Annotated in this window: 30 protein-coding genes; 1 reads left to right on the top strand and 29 read right to left on the bottom strand. The window is 29.4% G+C overall.

Going from position 1 to position 26,906, the window contains the following annotated elements:
• Window positions 1–7: 7 nt before the first annotated feature.
• From L3B98_RS02040 to L3B98_RS01910, 27 genes are all read right to left on the bottom strand, one after another.
• On the bottom strand, window positions 8–1,252 hold the full coding sequence (locus L3B98_RS02040) for a polysaccharide pyruvyl transferase family protein (protein WP_238915423.1): 1,245 nt from the start codon (window positions 1,250–1,252) through the stop codon (window positions 8–10).
• Between the two features lie 2 nt (window positions 1,253–1,254).
• The gene (locus L3B98_RS02035; protein ID WP_015391287.1) at window positions 1,255–2,133 is read right to left on the bottom strand and encodes a glycosyltransferase; all 879 of its coding nucleotides are present in this window, start codon (window positions 2,131–2,133) and stop codon (window positions 1,255–1,257) included.
• A 29-nt stretch (window positions 2,134–2,162) separates the two neighbouring features.
• Complete coding sequence (locus tag L3B98_RS02030; RefSeq protein WP_238915417.1) at window positions 2,163–2,891, bottom strand: glycosyltransferase; 729 nt, start codon at window positions 2,889–2,891, stop codon at window positions 2,163–2,165.
• A complete protein-coding gene (locus tag L3B98_RS02025) occupies window positions 2,888–3,718 on the bottom strand; it encodes a hypothetical protein (RefSeq protein WP_238915416.1) in 831 nt (276 codons plus the stop codon). The genes L3B98_RS02030 and L3B98_RS02025 overlap by 4 nt, the downstream gene beginning before the upstream one ends.
• A 456-nt stretch (window positions 3,719–4,174) precedes the next feature.
• Window positions 4,175–4,729, bottom strand: a complete 555-nt coding sequence (locus L3B98_RS02020) for an acyltransferase (protein ID WP_238915414.1) — start codon at window positions 4,727–4,729, stop codon at window positions 4,175–4,177.
• Window positions 4,730–4,737: 8 nt separating this feature from the next.
• Window positions 4,738–5,832 (bottom strand): glycosyltransferase, encoded by a 1,095-nt coding sequence (locus L3B98_RS02015; protein WP_238915412.1) that lies wholly within the window; start codon window positions 5,830–5,832, stop codon window positions 4,738–4,740.
• A gap of 278 nt (window positions 5,833–6,110) precedes the next feature.
• On the bottom strand, window positions 6,111–6,596 hold the full coding sequence (locus tag L3B98_RS02010) for a glycosyltransferase (RefSeq protein ID WP_238915411.1): 486 nt from the start codon (window positions 6,594–6,596) through the stop codon (window positions 6,111–6,113).
• A complete protein-coding gene (locus tag L3B98_RS02005; RefSeq protein WP_026106437.1) occupies window positions 6,596–7,045 on the bottom strand; it encodes a UDP-N-acetylglucosamine--LPS N-acetylglucosamine transferase in 450 nt (149 codons plus the stop codon). The genes L3B98_RS02010 and L3B98_RS02005 overlap by 1 nt, the downstream gene beginning before the upstream one ends.
• Before the next feature lie 16 nt (window positions 7,046–7,061).
• Complete coding sequence (locus L3B98_RS02000) at window positions 7,062–7,724, bottom strand: sugar transferase (RefSeq protein WP_238915409.1); 663 nt, start codon at window positions 7,722–7,724, stop codon at window positions 7,062–7,064.
• Between the two features lie 455 nt (window positions 7,725–8,179).
• On the bottom strand, window positions 8,180–8,950 hold the full coding sequence (locus L3B98_RS01995; RefSeq protein WP_238915407.1) for a CpsB/CapC family capsule biosynthesis tyrosine phosphatase: 771 nt from the start codon (window positions 8,948–8,950) through the stop codon (window positions 8,180–8,182).
• 82 nt (window positions 8,951–9,032) lie between these two features.
• The gene (locus tag L3B98_RS01990) at window positions 9,033–9,752 is read right to left on the bottom strand and encodes a CpsD/CapB family tyrosine-protein kinase (protein WP_238915405.1); all 720 of its coding nucleotides are present in this window, start codon (window positions 9,750–9,752) and stop codon (window positions 9,033–9,035) included.
• A 14-nt stretch (window positions 9,753–9,766) separates the two neighbouring features.
• Window positions 9,767–10,459, bottom strand: a complete 693-nt coding sequence (locus tag L3B98_RS01985; protein WP_238915404.1) for a Wzz/FepE/Etk N-terminal domain-containing protein — start codon at window positions 10,457–10,459, stop codon at window positions 9,767–9,769.
• 226 nt (window positions 10,460–10,685) lie between these two features.
• Window positions 10,686–11,480, bottom strand: a complete 795-nt coding sequence (locus L3B98_RS01980; protein WP_077361049.1) for an ATP-binding cassette domain-containing protein — start codon at window positions 11,478–11,480, stop codon at window positions 10,686–10,688.
• On the bottom strand, window positions 11,446–12,360 hold the full coding sequence (locus L3B98_RS01975) for an ABC transporter permease (protein WP_238915403.1): 915 nt from the start codon (window positions 12,358–12,360) through the stop codon (window positions 11,446–11,448). Before L3B98_RS01975 ends, L3B98_RS01980 begins: the two co-directional genes overlap by 35 nt.
• Complete coding sequence (locus tag L3B98_RS01970) at window positions 12,360–13,376, bottom strand: ABC transporter substrate-binding protein (protein WP_238915398.1); 1,017 nt, start codon at window positions 13,374–13,376, stop codon at window positions 12,360–12,362. The genes L3B98_RS01975 and L3B98_RS01970 overlap by 1 nt, the downstream gene beginning before the upstream one ends.
• A gap of 322 nt (window positions 13,377–13,698) precedes the next feature.
• Window positions 13,699–14,112: a HutP family protein gene (locus L3B98_RS01965; protein WP_015391273.1), complete on the bottom strand. Its 414-nt coding sequence runs from the start codon at window positions 14,110–14,112 to the stop codon at window positions 13,699–13,701.
• 240 nt (window positions 14,113–14,352) lie between these two features.
• A complete protein-coding gene (locus L3B98_RS01960; protein ID WP_015391272.1) occupies window positions 14,353–15,171 on the bottom strand; it encodes an acetyl-CoA carboxylase carboxyltransferase subunit alpha in 819 nt (272 codons plus the stop codon).
• Entirely contained in the window at window positions 15,164–16,033 is an 870-nt protein-coding gene (accD, locus tag L3B98_RS01955) for an acetyl-CoA carboxylase, carboxyltransferase subunit beta (protein WP_238915396.1), read from the bottom strand. The genes L3B98_RS01960 and accD overlap by 8 nt, the downstream gene beginning before the upstream one ends.
• On the bottom strand, window positions 16,026–17,378 hold the full coding sequence (locus L3B98_RS01950) for an acetyl-CoA carboxylase biotin carboxylase subunit (protein WP_238915395.1): 1,353 nt from the start codon (window positions 17,376–17,378) through the stop codon (window positions 16,026–16,028). Before L3B98_RS01950 ends, accD begins: the two co-directional genes overlap by 8 nt.
• A 14-nt stretch (window positions 17,379–17,392) precedes the next feature.
• Entirely contained in the window at window positions 17,393–17,821 is a 429-nt protein-coding gene (gene fabZ / locus L3B98_RS01945) for a 3-hydroxyacyl-ACP dehydratase FabZ (protein ID WP_015391269.1), read from the bottom strand.
• A gap of 3 nt (window positions 17,822–17,824) precedes the next feature.
• Window positions 17,825–18,340, bottom strand: a complete 516-nt coding sequence (gene accB, locus L3B98_RS01940) for an acetyl-CoA carboxylase biotin carboxyl carrier protein (RefSeq protein WP_238915394.1) — start codon at window positions 18,338–18,340, stop codon at window positions 17,825–17,827.
• 130 nt (window positions 18,341–18,470) lie between these two features.
• Complete coding sequence (gene fabF, locus L3B98_RS01935) at window positions 18,471–19,706, bottom strand: beta-ketoacyl-ACP synthase II (RefSeq protein ID WP_238915392.1); 1,236 nt, start codon at window positions 19,704–19,706, stop codon at window positions 18,471–18,473.
• A gap of 18 nt (window positions 19,707–19,724) precedes the next feature.
• A complete protein-coding gene (gene fabG, locus L3B98_RS01930; RefSeq protein WP_238915389.1) occupies window positions 19,725–20,465 on the bottom strand; it encodes a 3-oxoacyl-[acyl-carrier-protein] reductase in 741 nt (246 codons plus the stop codon).
• Between the two features lie 78 nt (window positions 20,466–20,543).
• The gene (fabD, locus tag L3B98_RS01925) at window positions 20,544–21,479 is read right to left on the bottom strand and encodes an ACP S-malonyltransferase (protein ID WP_238915387.1); all 936 of its coding nucleotides are present in this window, start codon (window positions 21,477–21,479) and stop codon (window positions 20,544–20,546) included.
• Complete coding sequence (gene fabK, locus L3B98_RS01920; RefSeq protein ID WP_015391264.1) at window positions 21,472–22,413, bottom strand: enoyl-[acyl-carrier-protein] reductase FabK; 942 nt, start codon at window positions 22,411–22,413, stop codon at window positions 21,472–21,474. The genes fabD and fabK overlap by 8 nt, the downstream gene beginning before the upstream one ends.
• Window positions 22,414–22,633: 220 nt before the next feature.
• Window positions 22,634–23,605, bottom strand: a complete 972-nt coding sequence (locus L3B98_RS01915; RefSeq protein WP_015391263.1) for a beta-ketoacyl-ACP synthase III — start codon at window positions 23,603–23,605, stop codon at window positions 22,634–22,636.
• A 14-nt stretch (window positions 23,606–23,619) separates the two neighbouring features.
• Window positions 23,620–24,069 carry a MarR family transcriptional regulator gene (locus L3B98_RS01910; RefSeq protein WP_238915386.1) on the bottom strand — a complete coding sequence of 150 codons (450 nt, stop codon included), beginning with the start codon at window positions 24,067–24,069 and terminating at the stop codon, window positions 23,620–23,622.
• 572 nt (window positions 24,070–24,641) lie between these two features.
• Here L3B98_RS01910 and L3B98_RS01905 point away from each other — a divergent pair.
• The gene (locus tag L3B98_RS01905; RefSeq protein WP_238915384.1) at window positions 24,642–25,241 is read left to right on the top strand and encodes a hypothetical protein; all 600 of its coding nucleotides are present in this window, start codon (window positions 24,642–24,644) and stop codon (window positions 25,239–25,241) included.
• 180 nt (window positions 25,242–25,421) lie between these two features.
• Here L3B98_RS01905 and L3B98_RS01900 read toward each other — a convergent pair whose 3' ends face one another.
• Complete coding sequence (locus L3B98_RS01900) at window positions 25,422–25,916, bottom strand: GNAT family N-acetyltransferase (protein ID WP_015391260.1); 495 nt, start codon at window positions 25,914–25,916, stop codon at window positions 25,422–25,424.
• 42 nt (window positions 25,917–25,958) lie between these two features.
• Window positions 25,959–26,888, bottom strand: a complete 930-nt coding sequence (locus L3B98_RS01895; protein ID WP_077361035.1) for a tetratricopeptide repeat protein — start codon at window positions 26,886–26,888, stop codon at window positions 25,959–25,961.
• Window positions 26,889–26,906 lie beyond the last annotated feature (18 nt).

Here is a 26,906-nt window from a genome sequence, read left to right as displayed (position 1 = left end):
AGGCATCTTACTTAATCTTCATTCCTATTTCTTCAATCATATTCCGAATGCTAATTTCCGCCTTAGATACCGATCTATTTATTTGATCCTTTATTTGCGATTCATTCTTTAATACATATTCAACCTTCCTAATTACTTCATTAGCAACTCCATAATTATTCCATTTAGACATCCCTAATCCATCAACAATAGTATTACCTAGTTTAAGACCTTCACCTATTACTCCATTATATTTAACACTGTAAGATATACTTATGGCTGGCTTTCTTGATTGAAAAGTGGATATTGAGCCATGCATTCTTCCAGTAATAGTGAACATACCATTTCCAAGTATAAATCTTGCCTCTAATGGCATCATTTCATCATATATATACGCATATTCTTTTCCTTCACCTAATCTTTGTTGTAATTCCCTTATCATATTTCTATCATCATATTGTGAGTTTCTAAGGACATGGGGTAAAAATACTATTTTTTTATCTTTAAATTTATCTTTTAAGTAGATGATAATTTTAATCCAGTTATCCAAATATAGCTGCTTATCTTCACAGTAACTATGATATAATCCCGATACAACTAAGGTTATGTATTCTTCACCCTTTAATTCATACTTATGTAATATACTTTCTTTAATTTTTACATCATCCTGATAAGGCAGTGGCAATAATGCTAAATCTGCCGATTCTTTGCATTTTGAAATCTTAAGATTATTTTTTATATAATTTGTAGTCCATGGATCCCTTGAATAGATTGGTATATCTTTTAATGATCCTCTAGCTAATTCCATCCTTTCCTTGTGAAATGGCCCTATTGTCTGCCCAACTAAAAATGTCTTAATAGTCTTTTTAATGTCTTTAATACGCGATAATTCCCTTTTAAGAGCATCAATTTGATAATATTCAGATAAATCATCTCCACCTAATATTACTAACCTATCTGTATTCTTTTTTAATTTTTCCACCTGATTATTATAAAAATAATTAAATGCAACTTTTCTTTTTACCTTATTTATAGCTTTTTCCACAATATTATTAGAGTAAGTTAATGTGTAATCAATTGTTTCTCTTTTTATATTTCCTTCTTTGTATTGATTTCTAAAATTTTGTAAATCCTTATCATTAAATACATCTAAAAAATATTCATTTTTTTCTCCTAAATGTTTATCTAAATAATACATGAAATTTGTAACCATCATATTTGTTCCATAATTTAAAGGGTTACTTGCGTGCTCTATTCTAATTTTTCTCCCCATGATCACACAACCTTTCTTAATAACTCAATATACCTTTTGTTAATAACCCAAAATTCTTTGAAGCTTAATTTAAATTTCAGCAAATTCTTTAATCGATATATTGAATACGTTTTTATTCTTTTCTTAATATAAGTTTGCAAATTCAAATTCATTTTCGTAGAATTTAATTTTTTTACCTTTTCTATAATAAGTTCCATAGAATCCACTTCATCATGTAATGTATTAATATTTATATTTCTAGTTGTTGATAAATTATTTATTACATAATTATAGGTTTTAGTATTATCAAATTCTATTTTATTACTCAGAATTATTGCATCTACTACTAATGGAATATCCTCATACTTTTTTCCTTCTATAAATCTAATTCCATCTTCTTTAAAAAGCTTGCTTTGGAATATTTTATTGCAACTGTACCCCTCTACTTCATTGCTTAATAAAAACTTACTCAATACTTCTTCACTAGAAAAAATCACATTTTCTGTAAATGTAGCTATATCATGATTTACATTGTCCTGAACTATCATATAATTAAAAATTAATAAATCCAAATCATTTTTATAACACTTATCTATAAATTTAGAATATGAACTAATTCCTGATATATAATCATCACTATCAACAAAAGTAATATAATTTCCTGCTGCAATTTTAATCCCATTATTTCTAGCCACTCCCTGTCCCATATTATCTTGGGCTATTACTTTAACACAATTATATTTTCTTTCATATTCCAATAATATATGTAGTGAATTATCCATGGATCCATCATCGATTAATATTATCTCTTTTTCCTTTAAATCTTGCTCTAATATACTTTCAATACATTTAGATATAGTCTTATCTGAATTATACACAGGTATTATTATACTTAAGTCCAACTCTATACCTCCTCAGCCATATGTAACAATTATTTTTTTAACTGATTTGTTAACTTAATAATTCTCTCATATCCAAATACATTAATTAAAATTTGTTTCAACTTTGATTTTCCTATCTTACTTTTACTCCTCCATGATCCCTCATAATGATGTATTGTATATGTATTTTTAGTAACATCAGCTCTTTCCCATGAATGATTTTTAGGGTAAAAATATTCCTTTGGATAAATTGTAATAATATTTCTCACATTTTCTATTTTCTTATTTCCTTTATATCCTTCATGAGCAGCTAATTCGGTAATAATAAGTGGTATAGCCATCTTTTCTAAATCGTCTAAATAATCTATGAAATTTATATCATTATAATAATCAATTATATTTTTTATAAAATCATTTTTAGCCTTAGCACCTAAAATAGCAGCATTTATTATTTTGTCTCTTTCTATTCCTGCAAAAGCTTCATTTGTTATGAATTCATCTAAAGTTTTCAAAACTTCCATATCAGTATCTAAATAAATACCGCCATAATTATACAAAACCCAAATTCTACAATAATCTGCTACAAATGCCCACTTTTTAGCTTTATATGCTTTTTGAGTAAAATCAAATTCTTCTATCTTAAAATTTTTTTCACTCCATTCTATTATCTTATAATCTGGTAATTTTACTTTCCATGAATTTATACATTCTTTAATTAACTGTGGTTTTTCTTTTCCTCCAAACCAACAATAATGTATTACTTTAGGTATAGTATTCATATTATCCTCCGTGTATCTATAGCATTATTAGTATTATTATCATAATTTTTATCATTTTTAATTTTAGTATATATTCTATTTTCACCTAGATAAGTAGCCATTACCATAAAAATGAATATTCCAGTAACATCCGTAAAAATAGCTTCTGCCGTACTTGCAATTAAAATGTATGAAAACAGCAAAAATGCTGCCAGCATATTTTTTTTATTTAGATAATACCGTCTTTTTATTGATATAAATATAGATATTATTGCAGCAACAAAGAGTACAAATCCAACAAAACCAAACTGGCCATATATATATGGCCAAAACGTATCAGCCATATAGTCATACATATCCCTTGTTAATCCTATTACAGTGCTAATTGAATACATATCATATACTGGTGAATAATATTGGCCTGACAAATAAGATGCAAATGTTCCAAAGCCTGCTCCAAATGGAAAATGATCACGCGCTAACTTAAAACCAACAATATAAAGTGCAGGTCTTGCAGCTATAATCCCGTAGGATGCAACTTCTACTATCTTTTTATAGGTTATTAAAATTCCAAATATTCCAAGTATAAAAATATATTTTAATTTTATTTTCTTAAAATATTTTAACATTAGCTTTTCAAAGAAATATGCCAATATAAACACAAATGCTTTGTTTCTGAAGGTTAAAATTAATATGATTATTGACTCAATAATGAATATTAGATCACTCTTTTTATGTTGATCTGCTATTATTACACACATCATAATTACCATAGATGAAACCAAATACGTCGAATGACTAAATAAAAATTTATAGCTTCTTAAACCATACCTTACATCAATATTCATTCCTATTTCAAAAAAAATATTAATAATTGAGAATATGAATATAATCATTATGTAAATCCGTGATCTATTAGCTACGCTGGTTAACAGCCTTTTTTTATTCAATCCATTTGACAATACTAAAGCACATATATAGAAAACAGGAAATTTTATTATATTAAATGCATCTTTATAAATTGCACTTTTTTCAGGTTGAATTTTAAAAATCACTGTACTCAAAGCCCCTATAATCATGAAAATAAACATAAACCATGTAATTTTCTTTTCTATTGAAAAAAGTGCTTTTTTGCGAAATTTATTTATTAAAGCACAAATCGTTAAAATTAGTAATAAAAGTGTGTATGCTTCATCTATATTATTAAAGATTGGAAAGATGTAAACAAAACAATTTTGAAATAAAAATATTTCAAATAAAACATTAAAAAAGAAAAACATCCTTTTCTCCTTTCGAAAAAAGTTTTATAACTTCTTTATTAACTTACTAGGAACCCCTCCATAAATACCTTTCGCTTCTAAATTTTTAGTAACAACTGAATTTGCAGCTACAATTACTCTACTTTTTATATTTACACCTTTTGTTATAGTACAATTACTTCCTATCCAAACATTATCTTCTATCTTTATTTTACCCATTGTAAAACCTTGTTTTGTAATAGGTAAATCCTTCATATCATACCGATGGTCGTGATCATAAATTCCTATATTAGATCCAAAAAGACAATCTTCACCTATGTTTATTCCAACTAAAGCTATTAAATTACAATTTGTATTAAGAAAAGTATTACCTCCAATATATATATTCCCCTTTAGACATTCTATTCTGCAAAAGTCTTCAATATATGCATTCTCCCCAAAACATAATTTGCATCCGATATTTATGTTTATTTTTACATTTTTACCTATATACAAAGATTTTATATTGGCCAATTTAAATTTTATCTTTTTTCCGAACTTTAATTTGAGTATAATAATTCTTATAAAAGATTTTAAATACTTAACAATTTTACCTATCATTTTTTTACCTACTTCATGAACCTGCTATTTTTTAAATTTGCCTTATATACATCTAAGTGAGAATTAAAATATATTTCACTATTAAATTTCCTATTAAATATTTCTACACATCTTTTCTTCATCATTATATATTTCTCTTTATTCTGATATATATTCATTATTTTTTCCTTAAATCCATCAATATCTTTCATTTCAACTAAATAACCATTTATTCCATTTTCAATTTCTTCCTTCGTTCCTGGAATATTGGTTGCTATAACTGGCACTCCTTGTGAAAATGCTTCTAAAGGTGTTAATGGCAAGCCTTCAATATAAGAGCATAATAATACCAAATTTATATATTTTAATTGATTAATGACATTATCCTTATTTCCCAAAATAAATGCAAAATCATCCAATGCATTTTTTTTAATAAAATTTCTAATATTCTCTTTCTCTTCCCCATCACCAATAAGTATAAATCTTATATTACTTCCTTCTTTATTAATACTTTTAGCAATGTTCAAAAAATCATATACACCCTTATAATCAACCAGCCTGCTAATCTGTGCTATTACAAATCTGTTCTCAGCCTTTAATTTAAGCAGTATTTTATCTATTTCTTCATTCGCATTTTCAATATTAACAGTATTATAAATAGTAGTTATTCTACTTTCGTCTAAGTCACACTTATTCACTAAAGCTTCTTTAGCACCATTGCTCACTGTTATAATACTTACCCCTTCTAAAGTCATCTTAGTAAATTTAAATTTATCGTCAATACATAAATGCTGAGTATGAATAATTGGTACTTTAGTAATTTTTGATACTACTTTCGCAAGCAATGTTGTCATTCTATGGTGACTATGTATTATATTTATTTTCTCCTCTTTAACTATCTTATTTATAATTTTTACATTTCTTAATATGTCTAAAATATTTTTAGAATCAGTATTTATTATCTTATAATGCTTAATTCCCATATCCATTAATTCTTTTACTAATTCTCCACCCATACTGGCTACTACAATTTTATTGTCATTCATAAATAATCTAGTCAATTCAATGATACATTTTTCAACTCCACCTACACCCATTCCCCTGTTAATATATAATATATTCATTTTTCATTCCTCAAACTTTCTCTATAAGTATTGCAGTCACAACTTCAATTTTTATCTAAAATATAAATTAAGCATCATCAATTGCAACATATATTATGTAATTTAAGCTCCTACTCAATTAAGTTTCTACTAAATTATTTCCCATACATCACGCTTTTATGTAAAATGAATTATTTTCCACATAGAAATTTTTTATCGAATATATTAATAAAAAATGAGACCAATAAAAATCACTTTTCATTGATCCCGTTTCTATTTTGCTTATCTGTAATTGTAAATTATAAGCTCATAATCAATTTATCAAATTTTCTAATAAAATTATCTTTTTCAGAATCACCAATTTTACATCCCAATATCAGATTTTCATAATTATTAATTCTTGAAGCTAATTCATCAATATCATAAACTGCTAAAATTTTTTCTGAATTCTCTAACCTTTTTGTAAAAAGTATTTGATGATTATCAACATGCTCTTTAAATTCCGAATTTCTTGGTACTACTATTGGTATTTTATCATGTTGTAATGCTTGAAATATACTTCCTGGACCACCGTGAGTTATAATTATGTCACTCTTCTTTACATATAGTTCCATTTCTTCGTATCCAAGTAATTTTTTATATTTATAATTTTTAGGAATATAGTTACTGTATCCTATTTGAGCAAATACATTGTGTTTTACTTCACCAGTTTCTACTAATCTATCTAACTCGATTAACAATCTATCTAATCCTTGTTCATGTGTTCCTACAGTTACAAATATCATTAAAATATCCCTCCTAAAACTTGACCTTTAGAATAGAATTTCTTTTGTTCTTCCCATTGCAATATAAATAAATCACTTATTGGATGAACAATTTTTCCAGTTATAGTCGGTTTATCAATTCTATCATATACTTCGATATACACTACTTTTGCACCTAATAATTTTCCTATATAAAAGAATGGAATAGCAGGCGCAGCCCCTGTACTAATAATTAAATCTGGTTTTTCTTTAATTAAAACTTTTATAGATAGAAATGTATTTTTAATAAGATTCTTAATATTTCTATTGGTAGGGAAATAACACCAGTATTTACGCTCACCATTTAATATTGATCTTGAATCTTCCTTATCAAAAGTAACCCAGAATCTCTCTTTATCCTTCCACCATTCCTTTAATTGTATTAAATGTGTTAGATGACCTCCACTTGATGTTACAAAACATATCTTCATTTCATTGTTCCCTCCCTTAACTTGCATGCTCATCTCCAAAGAGTACAAAAAATGTTTTAAATATTAATTGTATATCAACTAGCAAACTTCTCTCCTCTACATACTTAACATCTAGTTTCATCCACTCTCTAAATCCAATATCATTTCTTCCGGACACTTGCCAATAACAAGTAAGACCTGGCTTAACACTTAATCTTTGCATCATCCAACTTTCAAACTTCATAACTTCATCTGGAAGCGATGGTCTTGGTCCTACCAGACTCATTTCCCCTCTTAATATATTAATTAATTGAGGAAGCTCATCTATGCTTGTCTTTCTAATAAATTTACCAACCCTTGTTATTCTTGGATCTTCTTTCATCTTAAACATTGGGCCACACATCTCATTTTTATCAGATAACTTGTCTTTTAATTCTTCTGCATTGACCACCATGGACCTAAACTTATACATACCAAAAGTTTTACCATCCTTCCCAACTCTCTTTTGAATAAAAACTATTGGTCCTTTTGACTCAATCTTAATTGCAACTGCTACTATAAGAAATATTGGAACTAATGCTATAAGCCCAATCAATGAACATATTATATCCATCATTCTCTTGAAAAAACAATACCTTCTTTTTCTTTCAATTTGCTCTCTAAATAAAGCTTCTTGTTGTTCTAGATTCAATTGTTGCAAGCATATCCCCCCTAATTCTTATTCCTAAATTACTATTTCTTTAATTTTATATTTTAATTTAATACAAATTTCAATTATATTTTAGTATTTTTTTTACATAATTTATTATAACACAATCTATATGTCCCGTTAATTAATAATTGTTTGCTATTCTTGCAGAATATGTATAATACGACATTTATATTTTTTCTTGTCATATAGTGTCGCAATATTTATTGTATGAAATAAATATAATCAGATTTAATTAATTCTATATAAACATTTTTAGCTACAATTAAAAGTAAAATCTTTCTTCTAAAACAATAGGCAAATGATAACCCAAAAGTAATAACATCACCTGATCTTATTAACTAAAAAAGAGCACCAAACATTTTATTTCCAAAATGTTTAACGCCCTTTAATTAAGTTATATATTAATATTATTTAGAATTGTCCCATATACATTTTATATAAATTCATTTCTTAAAAAATGAGAATATTGATTTCTTCTCTTTAATTTCTTCACCAAAGAAGTCAACCTGCTCACAGTTTAGAATTTTTACTGAACTATCATTAAATATTTTTTCAAGATTACTATCATACTTATTTATTAATGTTATTGCAGCAGATAATCCTGTATTCCTATTTTTATTATCATGTGCATCTGATCCAATGAAATTATATATTCCACTCCTTAAAAGAGTCTCTGCAGTTTTTTTTACATCTGCCCCAAACTTTCCTTCTAAACTTCCAGTATTCATTTGAAATAGATATCCCTCGTTAATAAACCTATTAATATATGAAGTTTTTTCAATAATAGTCTTATATCTTTCTGGATGAGCTATTATTGGAATAATATGTCTAACTTGAAGTTCATAAATTATATCTATAATATTATCATCAAATTTTCTCATAGGAAATTCAATTAACATATATTTTGAATCATTTAATGTTCCAATTTTCCCTTCCATATAATATTGTATTATATTTTCAGTATAATACACCTCTTGTCCACTATATACCTTCACATCTACCCCCTCTCGAGTCAGTATTTCATTAATCTCATTAACAAATTCCTTCACTTCTGAAATCATAGCTTCACCATATTCCAAAAGATAATGAGGTGTTGCAATTATTTGTTTAGTTCCATCTTTTTCTGCATTCCTTAACATCTCTAAGGTAATTTCCATATTTTTTGCTCCATCATCAATTCCCGGTATTATATGTGAATGAATATCTACTATCATATTTTGCTCCTAGCTAACTTTTCTATAATCTGTTTCTTGAAAGTTTCTTTAATTTCATTTTAAAATACTCTTTTTATTATTTTTAATCCTTATTCTCATCGCCACTTCCATAATAGTAATAATATTTTCCTCTAGTGTTTTCAACTGCATGTAAAACTGTACCTATTATATTAGCACCTACCTTATTCAAAAGACTCTTAGCCTCAATTACGGATTCTTTACTAGTTCTTTTAGCTCGTGTTACAAGAATAGTCCCATCTACTTTCGTTGAAAGTATTTGAGCATCTGTAACTGCTTTAAGTGGTGCACTGTCTAAAATAATAATATCATATTTTTCTCTCAGTCTTCCTATCAATGCAGTCATAGCTGTTGAAGATAACATTTCTGATGGATTAGGTGGAATTTTACCTGATGTTAAAATATCTAAATTATCATTACGCTTTTCTACTGCATTTTCTAATTCTTCTTTACCTATAAGCACTTCTGACAAGCCAATTAAATTTGATATCTTAAATTTTTTATGCATTGAAGGTTTTCTTAAATCACAATCTATTAATATAACCCTCTTTTCATTTTGAGCAAATGATAATGCAAGATTACCTGATACTGTAGATTTTCCTTCTGCTGCTTCTGCACTTGTAATAACTATTGTTTTTATTTGTTTATCAAATGATGAGTATTGTATATTCGTTCTTAAGGTCCTATATGACTCAGCTGCTATGGATTTTGGGTTTTGCTCTACTACAAAACCCTTATATTCTTGAAATTCTATTGCTTTTTTAATTCTTCTCGACTCCAACATAACTTTAAACCCCTTTATTCAACATCATCAGGAATTACACCAATAACAGGTATCCCTAGCGCTTCTTCCAGTTGACCTTTTGTCTTAAATGTATTATCTACAAACTCTAACAAAAATGCTAATCCAATACTAATAATAAAGCCAACTAAAGATGCAATAGATATATTCATAGTTTTGTTAGGACTAGACGGGCTTTCAGGAACTTTTGCACTTTCTATTACTTTCACCTTACCATTGGGTATAAGTTCTTTAGATGATTTTATAAATTCATTTGTAATTGAATTTACTACATCTTTAGCTAATGCTTTATCTGTACTTATATATTGAATTTCTATAATTTGAGTATCAGTTCTTGGAGTAACTGTCAAACTGCTAAGTACTTTTTCTGATGTTATATTTAAACTATCTGATTTAATTGCTCTATCAACTAAATCATCAGTCATCATTAATTCTGCATATGTCTTTATAAGCTTCTGATACATTTGAACGTCATTAGTATTATAACTTTGATCTTTGGTATCTTCCTTTCCTATAAATACTTTTTCACTTGCTTTATATTTAGGTGCAACCAAAAAAAAATTTATACCTACAGCTATCAAAGCTATACTTAATGTTATTAGAAGTATCATTTTCCATCTCTTAATCAGTATATCAAAAATATCTTCAAATTTTATAATTTCTTCATTCTTAATATATTCTTCATTCATTTTTCAAACTCTCCGCAATACTATTTTTCTCTTCAGATTTTAGTATTTACAAAAAGCTTTTCTTTATACTAAATCAACACCGTTATGTTCATAGCTTGAAGAAATCAAATATCTGAAATATAATAAAACCCGTTTCATACTATATGCAGCATGAAACAGGTTATTTTTAAAATAAAAATAATTCTACCTGAATCTAATGTATCTATCAACTATATTCTTTATACTTTTATCCAAATAAAGTTCTATCACTTAAAGCCTCTCCACCATTAGCTTTTTCAAAAAGCCCAAGAAGCTTACTAGTATCCAATTTTTCTTTTTCTTCGCCTTTTACATCATATAGAATTTCTCCTCTATGCATCATAAAAAGTCTATTTCCATTTTCAAGAGCATGTTTAAGATTGTGTGTAACCATCAAAGTAGTTATTCCACTATCTTTTACAATTGTTCTTGTTATATCCATGATTTTTTCTGAAGTCTTTGGATCTAGAGCAGCAGTATGCTCATCTAATAATAGCAATTTAGGTTTAGACATCACTGACATAAGCAATGTAAGAGCTTGTCTTTGGCCTCCTGATAACAACAATACTTTATTATAAAGTTTATCTTCTAATCCCAAGTTTAATTCTCTTACCATTTCTTTATAGTATTCTATTCTTTTCTTATTTATTCCAAAGCTAAGTCCAAATTTCTTACCTTTATTATCAGCTAATGCTATGTTTTCTAAAATTGTCATATTAGGTGATACACCTTTTGATGGATCTTGAAACACTCTACCTATTGATCTAGATCTAATATATTCTGGTTTATTAACAACTTCATCTCCATCTAATACGATCGATCCTGAATCAGCTTCTAAAGTTCCAGATATCATATTTAATAAAGTAGACTTTCCTGCCCCATTAGAGCCTATAATACTTATAAAATCCCCCTGATTAACTGATAAAGACAATCCATCAAAAACCCTGTTTTCATTTATAGTATTAGGATTAAATACTTTGGATAGTTGTTTGACTTTTAACATCAACTGCACCACCTTCCACAATAGTCTTTTTCTTTTTAAATTTAAAAATTCCATTATTAGAACATAGTGCAATAATTACAATTATTGCTGTCATTAACTTTAAATCATTAGGCGTAATTCCAACGACTGATCCATATTTTAATACTATAGCAATTGCACATTTATAAATAACTGCTCCAATTATTGATAATGTAGTTGCTTTTATAAAAGATATCTTTTCAAATAATGAAGTTCCAATAATTACAGCTGCAAGTCCCATTACAACAGTACCAGTTCCCATTCCAACATCACTAAATCCTTGATATTGAGCAGTTAAGGCTCCTGCTAATGCTGCTAATGCATTACTTATAGCGAGTCCTAAAACTTTAATCATATCTTTATTTACCCCAAGAGAAGAAACTACTTGTTCATTATCTCCTACAGCTGTAAGCAAAAATCCAGACTTTGTTTTCATATATAAATCAAATAAAATCTTAACTACTACAAGCATTGCAATAATAATTCCCATAGCCGGTATTCCTAATTTAAAGACATGATTAGCATTAAATAAAGGAATATTAGCTTTTCCCATTATTCTTAAGTTTATAGAATATAAACCTATCATCATAAGTATACCAGCCATTAAATTATCTATTTTAAATTTAACATGTAGAAAGCCTGTTATTGCCCCAGCTATTCCACCTCCAATAGCTGCCGCTATAAGAGTAATCCAAGGATTTACACCTTGAACCAAAAGAGCTGCTGAAATAGCTGCTCCCATTGGAAAAGTACCATCAACAGACATATCTGGAAAGTCCAATATTTTATAGGTTATATAAACTGCTATTGCTACAAGTGAAAATAGTAACCCTTGTTCTAAAACATTAATTAAAACATCCACTATTCAGCGCCTCCAGTCACTTTCTTAGCTTTATCTTCTATTTCTTTTGGTATAGTTATATTCAATTTTTTAGCAGTGTCTGTGTTTATAGTAAATGCCATATCACTTAAGGTAGTTATTTCAACTTCTGAAGGCTTCTTTCCATTTAATACATCTGCCGCTTTAGCTCCTGCTTCCTTACCTAATTTGTAGTAATCTATTCCAATTGATGCAAGACCACCTTTACTTACAATTGCTTCTTCAGCTCCTATTATAGGAACTTTTTTATCTAAGCAAAGTTTTCCTACTAAAGAATAACCTGAAGCTACTGTGTTATCTGTTGGTGTATACAATACATCCATTTCACCCAAAGCATTTGATAAATTTTGATTAATTTCATTTACATTAGTAACGCCAACTTCTTTTACTTTTAAGCCAGCCTTTTCTGCTGCTGCCTTAAGCTCATCAACTTGAATTACAGAGTTTGTTTCAGAAGTATTATAAATTACTCCTACTGTTTTTGCATTTGGAATTAATTTTTTCAATAATTCTATTTGCTTGTCCACCGGAACCTTGTCTGATGTACCAGTAACATTAGTACCTGAACTCTTCCAATCTTTTGCAACTTCTGCCTTAACTGGATCTGTTACTGCAGTAAATACTATTGGAATATCCTTTGTTGAATTATATGCAGCTTGTACAGCTGGTGTAGCAATTGCAAAAATCAAATCTTTTTTAGAATCTGCAAATTGTTTTGCTATAGTTTGCGCATTACCTTGATCTCCTTGAGCATTTTGTTGTTCTATTTTGATGTTCTTTCCATCTTCAAAACCTTTTTCCTTAAGACCATCAACAAATCCTTTATTAGCAGCATCTAGTGCATCATGTTGAACTAATTGTAAAATACCGATATTCTTAACCTGTGCTGAAGCATTACTTCCTTTATTAGAATCTGCTCCCCCATTTCCACAGCCTCCAAGAATTCCTCCAACTAAAACCGTACATAATAAAATAGCTAATTTTCTTTTTCCTACCATAATTCTATCCTCCTGTTATTTGCTATTATCAATTTCCTACTATACTACTTGATCTCTTTTAACCTTCTATAATTAATTTTATAAATATATAAATATATTTATGATAATTGCTTAATAAAATTGATAATAAATTATAAAACTTTTAAGTTATAATATCATATTTTATATTTTTTGTAAAGTTGATCATCCTTATTTTTGAATAATTCTTTAATATTTCACTACAAAAATTATATAAAATATGCGCTCCAATTATAAATCTTTAAATATCAATAAAAAAATTCATAGGAATTTTTCAAAACCTATGAATACATCTGATATTTTATTACTGTGGCAAAGATCTATGTCCTATTCCTATAACTACTTCATCTAAATGTAGCAATCCTATATTTAGAAATATGCAAACAGATATATGCTCCCCTCTCTTTGCTATTCCTATTTTTCCACCTACATTCAATCCATTTGCTCTATTGGCAATCTGCATTATTGCATCTCTTGTTGCTCCTATAACAGCCCCTTCATGTAAATGCTCTTCTCTTATTAACTCATTTCTTTTTGCAGCAACTAAAGCACTTTCAAGTATCTTCGTTATAGATGAATTAATATTTCCACCAATATTTACTGCTGTTACTTTTATTCCTTTTTCGCTGTAATACTTTTTTAATTGCTCTTCTTCATGTCTATCACATATAGCCATCTTTGTTGCAATCTTTGCAACTCTTGTACTATTACTCTCCATATTTCACCTCTATGCATTAACTTAAATATAATGTTTTCTATAAGCACATCCCATATACTATTAAGTATTTTACCCTTAACTCTATATTTATCACCAATTTTTATTTTACTTATTATATTATATCCCATAACTTATCTCAATTAAACAAAAAAAATAAGACTAAAGAGTTTTACTCCATAGTCTATACATTTATATATCTTTTGAGTTTATATATTAGAAAAATCCAAAACTATAATTCCATTAATAAAAATTTCCCATTTGTCTAAATTTATTGTATCTATCTTGAACTAATTCATTTAAATTTTTATCTTTTAATTCTTGTAATGAGTCTAAAATAACTTTCTTAATCAATCCCGCTGTTCTACCTGGGTTTCTATGTGCTCCACCTCTAGGTTCCTTTATAATATCATCAATTATATTAAAATCTTTTAAATCTTTAGCTGTAATTTTCATAACTGATGCTGCTTCTTTTGCTCTGCTAGCATCTTTCCATAAAATAGATGCGAACCCTTCTGGAGTAAGAATTGAGTATATAGAATATTCTAACATGAAAATTTTATCTGCAACTGCTAGTGCTAAAGCTCCACCACTTCCACCTTCACCTGTTAAAATAGATATTATTGGCGTCTTTAATCTGCTTAATTCAAATAGATTATTAGCTATGGCTTGCCCTTGGCCTCTTTCTTCTGCTCCAATTCCTGGAAATGCGCCTGGTGTGTCTATAAAACAAACCACAGGTCTTTTGAATTTTTCAGCTTGCTTCATAAGTCTTAATGCTTTTCTATATCCTTCTGGATTTGGCATTCCAAAATTTCTTTCTATATTTTCATTAGTGTTTGAACCTTTAGTGATTGCTATAACTGTCACATTTGTATCACCAATTGATGCAATTCCTCCAATTATGGATTTATCATCTCCAAAACTTCTATCTCCATGAAATTCAATAAAGTCATTAAAAATAGTTTCTATATAATACTTGCCAGTTGGCCTATCTTTATGCCTTGCAATTTCAACATTTTCCCATGGTGTCGTATTAATTTTTATAAAGTCCTTATCCATTATTTCTCACCCCATGTAAAACAAGAATTTTGTATATACAAGCCCTCATGTTCTTTCTTTCTACAATAGCATCTATAAATCCTTTTTCAAGTAAAAACTCTGCCTTTTGAAAATCGTCTGGAAGACTTTCTTTAATTGTATTTTCAATTACTCTTCTTCCTGCAAATCCAACCAAAGCATTTGGTTCACTTAATATAATGTCACCTTCCATAGCAAAGCTTGCTGTTACTCCTCCTGTTGTCGGATCTGTTAATACAGTAATATATAAAAGACCGGCTTCATCATGTCTTGCAAGAGCTGCACTTACTTTTGCCATTTGCATAAGAGAATATATACCTTCTTGCATTCTAGCTCCGCCTGATGTTGTGAAAATTATTATTGGAAGTTTATTTTCTGTAGCATATTCAACAAGTCTCGTGATTTTTTCTCCTACAACAGTTCCCATACTTCCCATCATAAAAAAACTATCCATAACAGCACATGCGACACTTAAGCCATTTAACTGCCCCACTCCTGTAACAACTGCTTCAGTACTAGTAGTTTTTCCACTCTTTAATTTTTCTTCATAGCCTTCAAATTCTAAAGGATTCGTTGTCTTGAATTCTCTCCAAAATTCTTTAAAAGTATCCTTATCTAAAAACATTCTTATTCTTTGTTTTGCATTTAATCTAAAATGATACCCACAAGTTGAACAAACATATTTAGAATTTTCCAAATCTTCGCCATAAATCATGGCATTACATTTGTCACACTTAACCCACATACCTGATGGAATATTAGGTTTTTCTTCAGAAACATTCTTTTTTATGCTTGAAGACTTGACAGTTGCATATGTCTTCTTTTTAAATAAATCCTTAAGCATTCTTCTTCACCATCTTTTCTGCTAAAAATGAAGTGTCATAATCCCCTTCTAAGAATTCTTTACTTTCTAGTATTGATAATTCAAAATCAATATTTGTTTTTACTCCACCTACTGCAAATTCTGCTAATGCCCTATTCATTTTGACAATAGCTTCATTTCTATCATTTCCAAAGGTAATTACCTTAGCCATCATAGAATCATAACAATGGGGTATTTTATAACCACAGAATATTGCCGAATCAATTCTAACTCCCATTCCACCTGGAATGCAAAGTTCTTCTATTTTTCCTGGACAAGGCCTAAAGTCATGATCTGGATCTTCTGCATTAACTCTACATTCTATTGCATGACCTTTAATTTCTATATCATCTTGAGTAAATCCAAGCTTTTCTCCTGATGCTATCTTTAGTTGTTGCTTAACTAAATCAATACCTGTAATCATTTCTGTAATTGGATGTTCTACTTGTATTCTTGTGTTCATTTCCATAAAATAAAAATTATTATCTTTATCAAATAAGAATTCTATAGTTCCTGCATTTTTATAATCTACTGCAAGAGCTGCCTTTTTTGCAATTTCACCCATCTTCTCTCTTAATTCTGGCGTAAGTACATTAGATGGAGCTTCTTCTAAAACCTTTTGGTTTTTTCTTTGCATAGAACATTCTCTTTCACATAAATGAATTACATTTCCATATTCATCTGCTAATATTTGAAATTCAATATGCTTTGGTTTTTGAACAAATTTTTCTATATATAAAGAATCATCCCCAAAACAAGCCTTTGCTTCTGCTTTAGCAGTTTTAAAGCCTAATAAAAATTCATCATCATTATGAGCAATTCTTATTCCTTTTCCACCACCACCAGCTGATGCCTTTATCATTATTGGATATCCAATTTCTTTTGCTATTTCTAAGGCATGATTTTCATCTCTTATTTCGCCCTCATATCCAGGAACAACAGGAACTCCTGATATTTTCATTATCTTTCTAGCTTCTGCTTTGTTTCCCATCATTTCTATTGTTTCATAATCAGGCCCAATAAATTTTATGTTACATTGTTTACACATCTTTGCAAATTTTGGATTCTCAGATAAAAATCCAAAGCCTGGATGTATAGCATCAGCTCCTGTTAAAACACATGCGCTTAAAATATTTGTTATATTTAAATAGCTATCTTTAGGCATTGCAGGACCAATACACACAGCTTCATCAGCTAATTGAGTATGTAGAGCTTCTTTATCTGCTTCTGAATAAACTGCAACTGTACTTATTCCCATTTCTCTGCAAGCTCTAATTATTCTAACTGCAATTTCGCCTCTATTGGCAATTAGTACCTTCTTTAACATTATTCTCACCTATCCTACTGCAATGCAAAAAGTATTTCTGCTTCGCAAACTGTTTTTCCATCAACTGATGCTATTCCGTGACCTATCCCTATAGGCCCCTTGATTTTTATTATTTCACAAAATAAATCTAATCTATCACCAGGTACAACTTTTCCTTTAAATCTAGCTTTATTAATTCCTGCAAATAAAGGAGTTTTACCTTTAAATTTTTCCATAGAAAGAATAGCCACTGTTCCTGTTTGAGCTAATGCTTCAATTTGCAAAACTCCTGGCATAATTGGCTCTTGTGGATAATGTCCTTGAAAATATGCTTCGTTAGCAGATACATTTTTATACCCTTTAACAAATAATTTTTCCTCAATATCCATTTCAAGAACTCTGTCTATTAATAGCATTGGATATCTATGAGGTATAATTTCTTTTATTTGATTAGTATCAAGCATTTATTATTCCCCCTTAACCTTAAATAATGGTTGACCGTATTCTACCATATCACCATCTTTAGCCAAACATTCAACTATTACTCCATTATATTCACTTTCTATTTCATTCATTAGTTTCATAGCTTCAATTATACATATAATTTTACCTTTAGCAACTGTATCTCCCACTTGCGCAAAAGGCGCACTATCTGGTGAAGCTGCTGAATAAAATGTTCCTACCATAGGTGAAGTTATAACACTAATATCTTTATCATCTACAATGGTTTCCTTTTCTGTAGTTTTTAATTCTTCACTTTCAACTATATGAGTTTCAGTTTTTTCTTTAATAACAGTAGTTTCAGCACTTGGTGGAATATTAGTCACTTGATTAATACCGCTTGATTTAACAGTATTATCAGCTATCCCTCTAACTAATGATTTATCCATTTTTATGTGATCATTGCCATTTTTAAGTTCAAAAAAAGCTAGGCTTGAAGCATCCACTAATTTAATAAGCTCTTTAATTTTCTCAAAGTCCATAATAATCCTCCAATTTATTCAGTTAGGAGTTAGGAGTTTTAGAAATAAATTTCTTCGAAATTTAATTTTTCTCCCATACCTCTTACCTCTTAATTCTTATCTCTTATCTTATCATATATCTTATCTAATATTATTTCCATTTTTTTAATAATAAAGTCGCGTTATGTCCACCGAAACCTAATGAATTAGTTAATGCATATTCTAATTCTTTCTTTCTTCCTTCATTAGGTACATAATCTAAATCTAATTCTTCATCCTTTGTTTCATATCCAATTGTTGGCGGAATAAAACCTTCTTGTAGTGCTTTTGCACATATTATAGTTTCAATTGCACCTGCTGCACCTAAAAGATGTCCAGTCATAGATTTTGTTGATGATATTGGAACTTTATATGCATCTTCTCCAAATGCTTTTTTGATTGCCAATGTTTCAAATTTATCATTTAATGGCGTTGAAGTTCCATGAGCGTTTATATAAGAAACTTCTCCTGTCGTAATTCCCGCTTCTTGTATAGCCTCCTTCATAGCTCTTGCTGCTCCAGTTCCTTCTGGATCTGGGGATGTAATATGATATGCATCACAAGTCGAACCATATCCTACAATTTCAGCTAATATGTTAGCTCCTCTAGCTTGTGCATGTTCTAAAGATTCAAGAATTACAACTCCTGCACCTTCTCCCATAACGAATCCACTTCTATCCTTATCAAAAGGAATAGATGCTTTAGTTGGATTATTGTCAGTATTTAAAGCTTTCATACTATTAAAACCTGTAATCCCAAGTCTAGTTATTGGTGCTTCTGCTCCACCAGCAAGCATAACATCAGCATATCCATGCTTTATTGATCTAAACGCATCTCCAATGTTATTTGTTCCTGTTGCACATGCAGTTACAGCTGATGTACATGGACCTTTTAAGCCATACTTAATAGCAACATTTCCTGCTCCTAAATTTATAATTGCCATTGGCACGAAAAATGGAGATACTCTTTTTGATTTTCCTGTTGCAAGTTTTGAACATTCGTCTTCTATTGTTTGGAATCCACCTATTCCAGAACCTAACATTACGCCAAATCTTTCTAAATCTTCTTTTTCTAAATCTATTCCAGAATCTTTTATAGCTTCATCTGATGCAACTAAAGCAAATTGTGCAAATCTATCTAATCTCTTAGCTTCTTTCTTCCCAACTAAAGTATCTGCATCAAAATCTTTAACTTCAGCTGCAATTTTTACTTCAACTAATTCTTTATCAATTAAAGTAATATAATCTATCCCTAACTTACCACTCTTTGCATTATTCCAAAATGAATTAACATCATTTCCAATTGGAGTTAAAGCCCCCATACCTGTGATAACTACTCTTTTTTCCATAACCCTATTCTTCCTCCATTACATTAACATTCCGCCGTCAACTTGGATAACTTGACCTGTAACATAATCCGCACTTTCACTTGCTAGGAAAGCTATAACTTCTGCCACATCTTTTGCTGTTCCAAGTCTCTTAAGTGGAATATTTTTCTTCATTTCTTCTTTATATTTTTCTCCTAAAGTTTCCGTCATATCTGTTTCTATATATCCTGGAGCTACAGCATTTACTGTAATCCCTCTTGATCCAACTTCTTTAGCTAGTGACTTTGTCATTCCTATAACCCCAGCCTTAGATGCTGAATAATTAACTTGACCAGCATTTCCTGAAATACCAACCACTGATGAAAGATTTATTATCTTTCCTTTCTTTTGTTTAACCATAATTGGAGTAATCGCCTTTAAACAATTAAATACTCCTTTTAAATTTACATCAATAACACTATCAAAGTCTTCCTCTTTCATTCTAAGTATTAATGTATCCTTTGTAATTCCAGCATTATTAACCATAATATCTATAATTCCAAACTTTTCTTTAGCACATGTAATAAGATGTTCCACTTCTTCTGCTTTAGAAATATCTCCTTTAACACACAAAGTGTCAACTCCCATGTTTTGTATTTCCTTTTCAACTTCTAAAGCTTCTTTTTCATTACTTCTATAATTTATAACAATATTAGCTCCAAGAGATGCAAGCTTTAACGCTACTGCTTTTCCTATTCCTCTTGATGCACCTGTAATAATTGCACATTTTCCTTTTAACATATAATTACCTCCATTCAATTGTCAATGTTTAATAATCAACTATCAATGCTTGGCAGTTTATTGATAATCAACTATTGATTATTGATTATTGTCAATCGCATTATTTAATGAAGTCATATCTTCAACATTTAAAAGTTTTACAGTCTTATCAATCTTCTTAACGAATCCTCTAAGTGCTTTTCCTGGACCAACTTCTATAAATGTATCTACTCCATTATCTAACATATGCTTTATAGTCTTTTCAAAAAGCACAGATGATCTTATATGTTTCTTTAATAATTCTCTAATATCATCTTGTGGTTCATATGGAAGACCTTTAACATTCGAATATACTGTTTTATTAAGTTCTTTAATGTTTACTTTCTTTATTGTATCAAAGAATTCTTCACTTGCTGGCTCAAGAAGCGAACTATGGAATGGTCCACTTACCTTTAATGGAATTCCAAGTCCCCCAAGTTCCTTAGCTATTTTTATCGCTTCAGCAACAGCCTTATTTTCTCCTGAAACCGATACTTGCCCAGGGCAATTAAAATTAGCACCTTCTATAACTCCAAATTCACTTGCTCTTTTTAATAATTCTTGTAACTTTTCATCATCTAATTTTAATATTGCAGCCATTGTACCTAACCCTTCAGGTAATGCACTTCCCATTATTCTTCCTCTTTCTTTTATAAGCAATAATCCATCTTCCAAAGAAAGAGCCCCTCCATATATAAGAGATGCGTATTCACCTAAACTAAGACCTGCTGTATAATCAGCTTCTATTCCATTTATCTCTAGAGCCTTTAATGCCATAAGTGATGCTACAAGAATTGTAGGTTGAGCATTTTCTGTTGCTGTAAGAACTTCTTCTGGTCCTTCAAACATCATTTGCTTAATTGGCATTTTTAAAATTTCTTCACTTCTATCTAAAATTTCTTTACATTCTGGTATGTTCTCATAAAGTTCTTTTGCCATGCCTATTGTTTGAACCCCTTGACCTGGAAAAAGAAATGCAGTTTTAGTACTATTCATGGTTTCCTCCAAATTTTCCAAATAATTCATTTGCTTCATTGAATAATTCTTCAATCATTTCCTTACAAGTCTCTTCTTTATTAATAAGACCTGCAATTTGTCCCGACATAAGTGATCCATTATCAACGTCACCATCTACAACAGCTTTTTTCAACGCGCCTGCTCCAAGTTTTTCTAACTCTTCAACAGATGCTCCTTCTTTTTCTAACTTCAAATAAGTTCTTGCAAGTTTGTTTCTAAGAACTCTAACTGGATGACCAGTTGGTCTTCCTGTAACTTCAGTATCTATATCATTAGCTTTTAATACCTTGTCTTTGTAATTTTGATGTATTGTGCATTCTTTAGCTACTAAGAATCTTGTTCCAACTTGAATTCCTTCAGCTCCTAGCATGAATGATGCAGCTACACCTCTTCCATCACCAATACCACCTGCTGCTATAACTGGGACTTCAACTGCATCAACAACTTGTGGCACTAATGCCATTGTAGTCAACTGCCCAACATGTCCTCCTGATTCAGTTCCTTCTGCAATAATAGCATCAGCACCTGCCTTTTCCATTCTTTTAGCTAAAGCTACTGAAGCTACTACTGGTATAACTTTTATCCCATGAGCCTTCCACTTTTCCATATACTTTCCTGGACTTCCTGCCCCAGTTGTAACTACTGCTACTCCTTCTTCACAAACTAACTCAGCTATTTCTTCAGCATTTTCTGACATTAACATTATATTTACTCCAAAAGGTTTATCAGTTAACTTCTTAGTTTTTTGTATTTGTTCCCTTACCCATTCAGTTGGTGCTGCTCCTGTTATTATTCCAAGTCCTCCTGCTTCGCTTACAGCTGAAGCTAAAGATGCATCTGCAATTCTCGCCATTGCACCTTGAAATATAGGATACTCTATTTTTAATAGTTCACACACTCTACTTTTTTTCACAATAATTTCCTCCCAGCATAATCAAATCCTTAATCATCTTTATGCCCATCAATAAACTCTTTTTGAATCAATTGTAGACAAATAACTTTAACATGATAAATAATTTTACTATATATAGTCTTTAGTTATCAATGAAATAACCTAAAAGTTAAAAATAAGTTCATAATTTATATAAATAATTGTTATTTTTATAATTCCTTGTTATTAAACCTTATTTTTTTTACCATTCAACTAATGTCGCACCATAAGTTAAGCCACCACCAAATGCAACTAAAATGATTTTATCTCCTTTATTAAATAAACCTTTCTCATACATTTCATTTAAAACTATAGGAACTGATGCTGCTGATGTATTCCCCACTCTATCTAAATTCAAATAGAATTTATCTTCACTTAAATTTAATTTTTCTGCTGCCAATTTTATAATTCTATAGTTTGCCTGATGAGGTACTACATATTTAATTTCATCTATTGAAATATCGGTATCCTTTAAAACTTCTTTAACAGCATCATCAATTGCACCTACTGCAAATCTAAGTACTTCTCTACCATTCATTTTGATAATTCTATCACTTACTGTTTTTTCTTTAGTAAAAGGTGTATCAAAATCAGTAGCTCCTATAGTCAATGCTTCCCCTTTTTTCCCATCCGATCTTAAATATGATTTGATTATTCCTTGTTTTTCATCTTGTTTTAATACAGCTGCGCCTGCTCCATCTCCAAATAGTATACATGTACTTCTATCTGACCAATCCATTACTTTTGAAAGAACTTCTGCACCAATAACTAGTGCATTCTTATAGTTCATTGTATTCATAAGTGCTCTTGCTATTTCTAATCCATATACAAACCCTGAACATGCAACACTTATATCAAAGCAAGCAGCCTTATCAGCATCTAAATTGCTTTGGACTAAACAAGCAACTGATGGTATAAATTTGTCTGGACTAATAGTTGCAACTATTATTAAATCTAAATCTTTTGGATCAACTCCAGCTCTTTCAAGAGCAATTCGAGCTGCTTTAGTAGAGATTTCAGATGTATTTTCTCCCTCAGAAATTCTTCGCTCCTTTATTCCTGTTCTTTGTACAATCCATTCATCATTTGTATCAACAAATTCACTTATTTTATCATTTGTAACTACTAAAGGTGGTAAATATGCCCCAATACTAGCAATCTTAACATTGTTCATAATTTTCTCCTTCATTATTCCAATTTATATTTTTTCACAAAAAAGTGATTTATTTTATTTAAAGACGAAACCAAAATTTCTTCTTCTTCCAAATTTAATCCGTCTATAGCTGTGTTTACCATTTCCCTATGAAATCTTTCATGAAGCCTAAAGGCTAACTTTCCTCTTTTCGTTAATTTAACTAAAACAACTCTTCTATCTTCCTCTATTCTTTTTCTTTCTACGTATCCTTTTTTTATCAATTTATTAATAGCCGTCGTTAAAGTACTTACAGTAATTTTTAACTTCTGTGCTACTTCAGACATTGTACTTTCCTTATACATTCCAATAGCTTCGATCGTATGAATCTCAGTAATTGAAAGATCTGAAAGTACGCCATTTTTTAAACTCTGTTCTTCTATTTGTATAACATCATTAAACAACTGTACTAAAAGTTCATTGATCATTATAAGTGTACTATCCATTCATCTGCACTCTCCACCTTGACATACAAAAAATACCCATAGAAATTCAATACTAATTAAAAAAATAGCTTTTTAATTAGTTTATCTTTTGAATATATATGGAATTAAAAGTTTTAAAATCAAATAGTTTGATAATCAAAATATACTATAACAAAAATATAATGTCAAACTTTTTTCATTTTTTCCCATTTTATCATATGCTTTAAAAATATACTATGATATGATATAATTTACTCAATTAATAATATATATTTACAATTAATTAATAAAAAAATCGCAGGCGACTGTGGAGCCGGAGATTTTTTTTACGCATCTGCCTTTTCGAACGCATGTGAGAAAAATCTGCACCTTAGAAATGGCAGCTATGCTGCATATGAGAACATTTTATGCAGGCGAATAAGATTTATTTTTTATTCTTTTTGACACATAAAACTTACTTAATTGGCCTTTTCAATAAGTTATCCACAGATTTAACTTTACTATAAATTCCTAAAGAATAAAAAATCCTATCTGTAAATTTATAATTGTAATTATAATATATATTAATTACAGACTCAGGAGGTGTACATATTATGATCAGAAAATTAATTTTATCTACAGTATTATTATTAAGCATTGTAATGGTTTCTTGTACTCAAAAAGCAAATGATACCACAACTTCAAAAGCAGACAGCAACACTACTGTGGAACAAAATAAAGATAACTCCAATGCTACTAAATCAGATGATACTCAATCAAAAAGTGAGCCAAAGGTAAATAAAATTAAAATTAATATATATAGTATTGATGAAAATTCTTTAGAACCTAACCAATCAGGCAATATTGAAGTAAACGAAAATTCGACCTTAGAAGATAAATTAAAACAATTATCAAAAGCATTATCAGAAAAGAAATTTGATAACCTACCTATTGAAATTAAATCTATAGATACTGTTAACGGTAAAAAAGTTGCCACCATAAATTTAGCTGACGCTAACAATAAGAAATGGATATCAAAATTCCAAGGTTCCACTGGTGGTTCTGTGACTTCTGGTACTTTAATTGAGAATTTTCTTCAATCTAATAATAAATCTAGAGGCGAATGGATAGATGGGGTAAAATTCTTATATAACAATGAAAAAATAGAATACGAACATGTATCAAATCTATCTGAAGTTCAATATAGAAACTAATTTTACAATCTATAAAAGTAAAAGCATTTATTATAAAAAACTACATAAAATATTAAATGGAAGCTTGTTCACCCTTCAGCTTGCTCTAAACATAAAGTTTTAGTAAGCAAACATCGGACAAGCTTCCATTAAGTTTTTAGTATTAAAATTATTTTATATGAACTTTGTTTACTTATTAGTTCATATTATTGTGCTTCTTCTTTCCATAATAACAACATCATACCATAAATTATCATGTGACATCTTTCCTGCTTTTTCCCAATATCCTACATGCCTGAATCCGCATTTTTCATGAAGTGCAATACTGGCTTTATTTTCCTTAATTATAAGTGATTGAATTGACCAAATTCCATGTTTTTCTGATTCTTCTATCAATGCATTAAGCAATGTTTGTCCAACCTTTTTACCTCTAGCATCTTCAGCAATATATAAGCTTAATTCTAAAAGACCATCATATACAGGTCTTTGAAATATTTTAGCTAAAGTAGCCCAACCTAACACTCTATCACCACTTCTTGCTACTAATCTACATTCTTTAATATGTCCTTCATCCCATGCCTCATATGTTGGTGATTTAGTTTGAAACGTTGAAATTCCAGTTTTTATTCCTTGTTCATATATTTTAACTATTTCATCAAAATCCTCTCTTTTAACCTTGTCAATAATAAATTCCATTTTGGTTCCTCCTAAATATTTTTCTTTAACTCTTTTGTATTTTTATTGTTTTGAAGTACCTTCAATTTCTTTATATTCTTTAATTCCTCGTATTGGATCTAATTCCCTATCCTTTTTCATATACCCCAAAAAATCTTCATTTAATTGTATACTTTTTTTAATGTCATTAATAGCCTTTAAATTTTCATTTATATTTACATAAAAGCAAGCCCTATTATAATATAAAAATCCTTCTTCCATATTTTCATTTATTCCATCCGTTATTATCTCAATAGCCTTTTCAAAATTTCCTTCTTCCCTATATATAACCGCTAAATTTAGGAAACTAAATGGATATCTTGGATTTTCTTTAATTGATTTATTATAGTATTCTTTACTTTCCTCTATCATTCCAAGCTTATTTAAAATAACGGCTTTATTAAAAAGTATCTTGTAGTGTCTCCTATCTACTTTCAATGCTTTATTTATATATTCCAAAGCTTCACTATTCTTATTCTGTTCTTCTAAAATACATGCAGTGTTTGCATAGGCCCATAAATCATAAGGATTTATATCAATAACCTTTTTATAATTAAGTATTGCCTTCTCTTTTTGCCCAATTTCATCATATATATTTGCTAAAAAGAAATATGCTTTATCATAATTAGGATTTTTTTCTATTGCTTTTTTATAAAATGTTTTAGCTTTCTCTAATTCATCATTTTCATCATATATAATAGCCAAACCATAATATGCTATGGCTTCATCTTTATCTAGCTTAATAATCTCTAAGTATTTACTTTCTGCCTCACTTGAAAGTCCAATTTGATCATATAGCAATGCCATATCCATAAGTAACTCTATATCAAACTTGCCTATATCTAGCGCATATGCTTTTTTATAGAAACTCATGGCCTTTAATAAGTTGTTTTCAGTTCTTAAGTTCCTTGCCATATTTAAATAGTTATTATACAAATAATTTTTATTTTCCATATTATCATTTAATCCATT

Origin of the sequence: Clostridium sp. YIM B02555 (genome assembly GCF_022320955.1) — a bacterium.
GTDB lineage: Bacteria > Bacillota > Clostridia > Clostridiales > Clostridiaceae > Clostridium > Clostridium saccharoperbutylacetonicum.
The sequence above is the reverse complement of the archived record's forward strand: the minus strand, read 5'-3'. Positions and strand labels throughout refer to the sequence as shown.

Coding starts and splice junctions, on each gene's coding strand:
- L3B98_RS02040 (WP_238915423.1), bottom strand. CDS start 1,252: ATGGGGAGAAAAATTAGAATAGAGCACGCAAGTAACCCTTTAAATTAT.
- L3B98_RS02030 (WP_238915417.1), bottom strand. CDS start 2,891: ATGAATACTATACCTAAAGTAATACATTATTGTTGGTTTGGAGGAAAA.
- L3B98_RS02025 (WP_238915416.1), bottom strand. CDS start 3,718: ATGAATATTGATGTAAGGTATGGTTTAAGAAGCTATAAATTTTTATTT.
- L3B98_RS02020 (WP_238915414.1), bottom strand. CDS start 4,729: ATGATAGGTAAAATTGTTAAGTATTTAAAATCTTTTATAAGAATTATT.
- L3B98_RS02015 (WP_238915412.1), bottom strand. CDS start 5,832: ATGAATATATTATATATTAACAGGGGAATGGGTGTAGGTGGAGTTGAA.
- L3B98_RS02010 (WP_238915411.1), bottom strand. CDS start 6,596: ATGATATTTGTAACTGTAGGAACACATGAACAAGGATTAGATAGATTG.
- L3B98_RS02005 (WP_026106437.1), bottom strand. CDS start 7,045: ATGAAGATATGTTTTGTAACATCAAGTGGAGGTCATCTAACACATTTA.
- L3B98_RS01995 (WP_238915407.1), bottom strand. CDS start 8,950: ATGATAGTAGATATTCATTCACATATAATACCGGGAATTGATGATGGA.
- L3B98_RS01990 (WP_238915405.1), bottom strand. CDS start 9,752: ATGTTGGAGTCGAGAAGAATTAAAAAAGCAATAGAATTTCAAGAATAT.
- L3B98_RS01985 (WP_238915404.1), bottom strand. CDS start 10,459: ATGAATGAAGAATATATTAAGAATGAAGAAATTATAAAATTTGAAGAT.
- L3B98_RS01980 (WP_077361049.1), bottom strand. CDS start 11,480: ATGTTAAAAGTCAAACAACTATCCAAAGTATTTAATCCTAATACTATA.
- L3B98_RS01970 (WP_238915398.1), bottom strand. CDS start 13,376: ATGGTAGGAAAAAGAAAATTAGCTATTTTATTATGTACGGTTTTAGTT.
- L3B98_RS01965 (WP_015391273.1), bottom strand. CDS start 14,112: ATGGAGAGTAATAGTACAAGAGTTGCAAAGATTGCAACAAAGATGGCT.
- L3B98_RS01960 (WP_015391272.1), bottom strand. CDS start 15,171: ATGGATAAGGACTTTATAAAAATTAATACGACACCATGGGAAAATGTT.
- accD (WP_238915396.1), bottom strand. CDS start 16,033: ATGCTTAAGGATTTATTTAAAAAGAAGACATATGCAACTGTCAAGTCT.
- L3B98_RS01950 (WP_238915395.1), bottom strand. CDS start 17,378: ATGTTAAAGAAGGTACTAATTGCCAATAGAGGCGAAATTGCAGTTAGA.
- fabZ (WP_015391269.1), bottom strand. CDS start 17,821: ATGCTTGATACTAATCAAATAAAAGAAATTATACCTCATAGATATCCA.
- accB (WP_238915394.1), bottom strand. CDS start 18,340: ATGGACTTTGAGAAAATTAAAGAGCTTATTAAATTAGTGGATGCTTCA.
- fabF (WP_238915392.1), bottom strand. CDS start 19,706: ATGGAAAAAAGAGTAGTTATCACAGGTATGGGGGCTTTAACTCCAATT.
- fabG (WP_238915389.1), bottom strand. CDS start 20,465: ATGTTAAAAGGAAAATGTGCAATTATTACAGGTGCATCAAGAGGAATA.
- fabD (WP_238915387.1), bottom strand. CDS start 21,479: ATGAATAGTACTAAAACTGCATTTCTTTTTCCAGGTCAAGGGGTTCAA.
- L3B98_RS01915 (WP_015391263.1), bottom strand. CDS start 23,605: ATGAACAATGTTAAGATTGCTAGTATTGGGGCATATTTACCACCTTTA.
- L3B98_RS01910 (WP_238915386.1), bottom strand. CDS start 24,069: ATGGATAGTACACTTATAATGATCAATGAACTTTTAGTACAGTTGTTT.
- L3B98_RS01905 (WP_238915384.1), top strand. CDS start 24,642: ATGATCAGAAAATTAATTTTATCTACAGTATTATTATTAAGCATTGTA.
- L3B98_RS01900 (WP_015391260.1), bottom strand. CDS start 25,916: ATGGAATTTATTATTGACAAGGTTAAAAGAGAGGATTTTGATGAAATA.
- L3B98_RS01895 (WP_077361035.1), bottom strand. CDS start 26,888: ATGGAAAATAAAAATTATTTGTATAATAACTATTTAAATATGGCAAGG.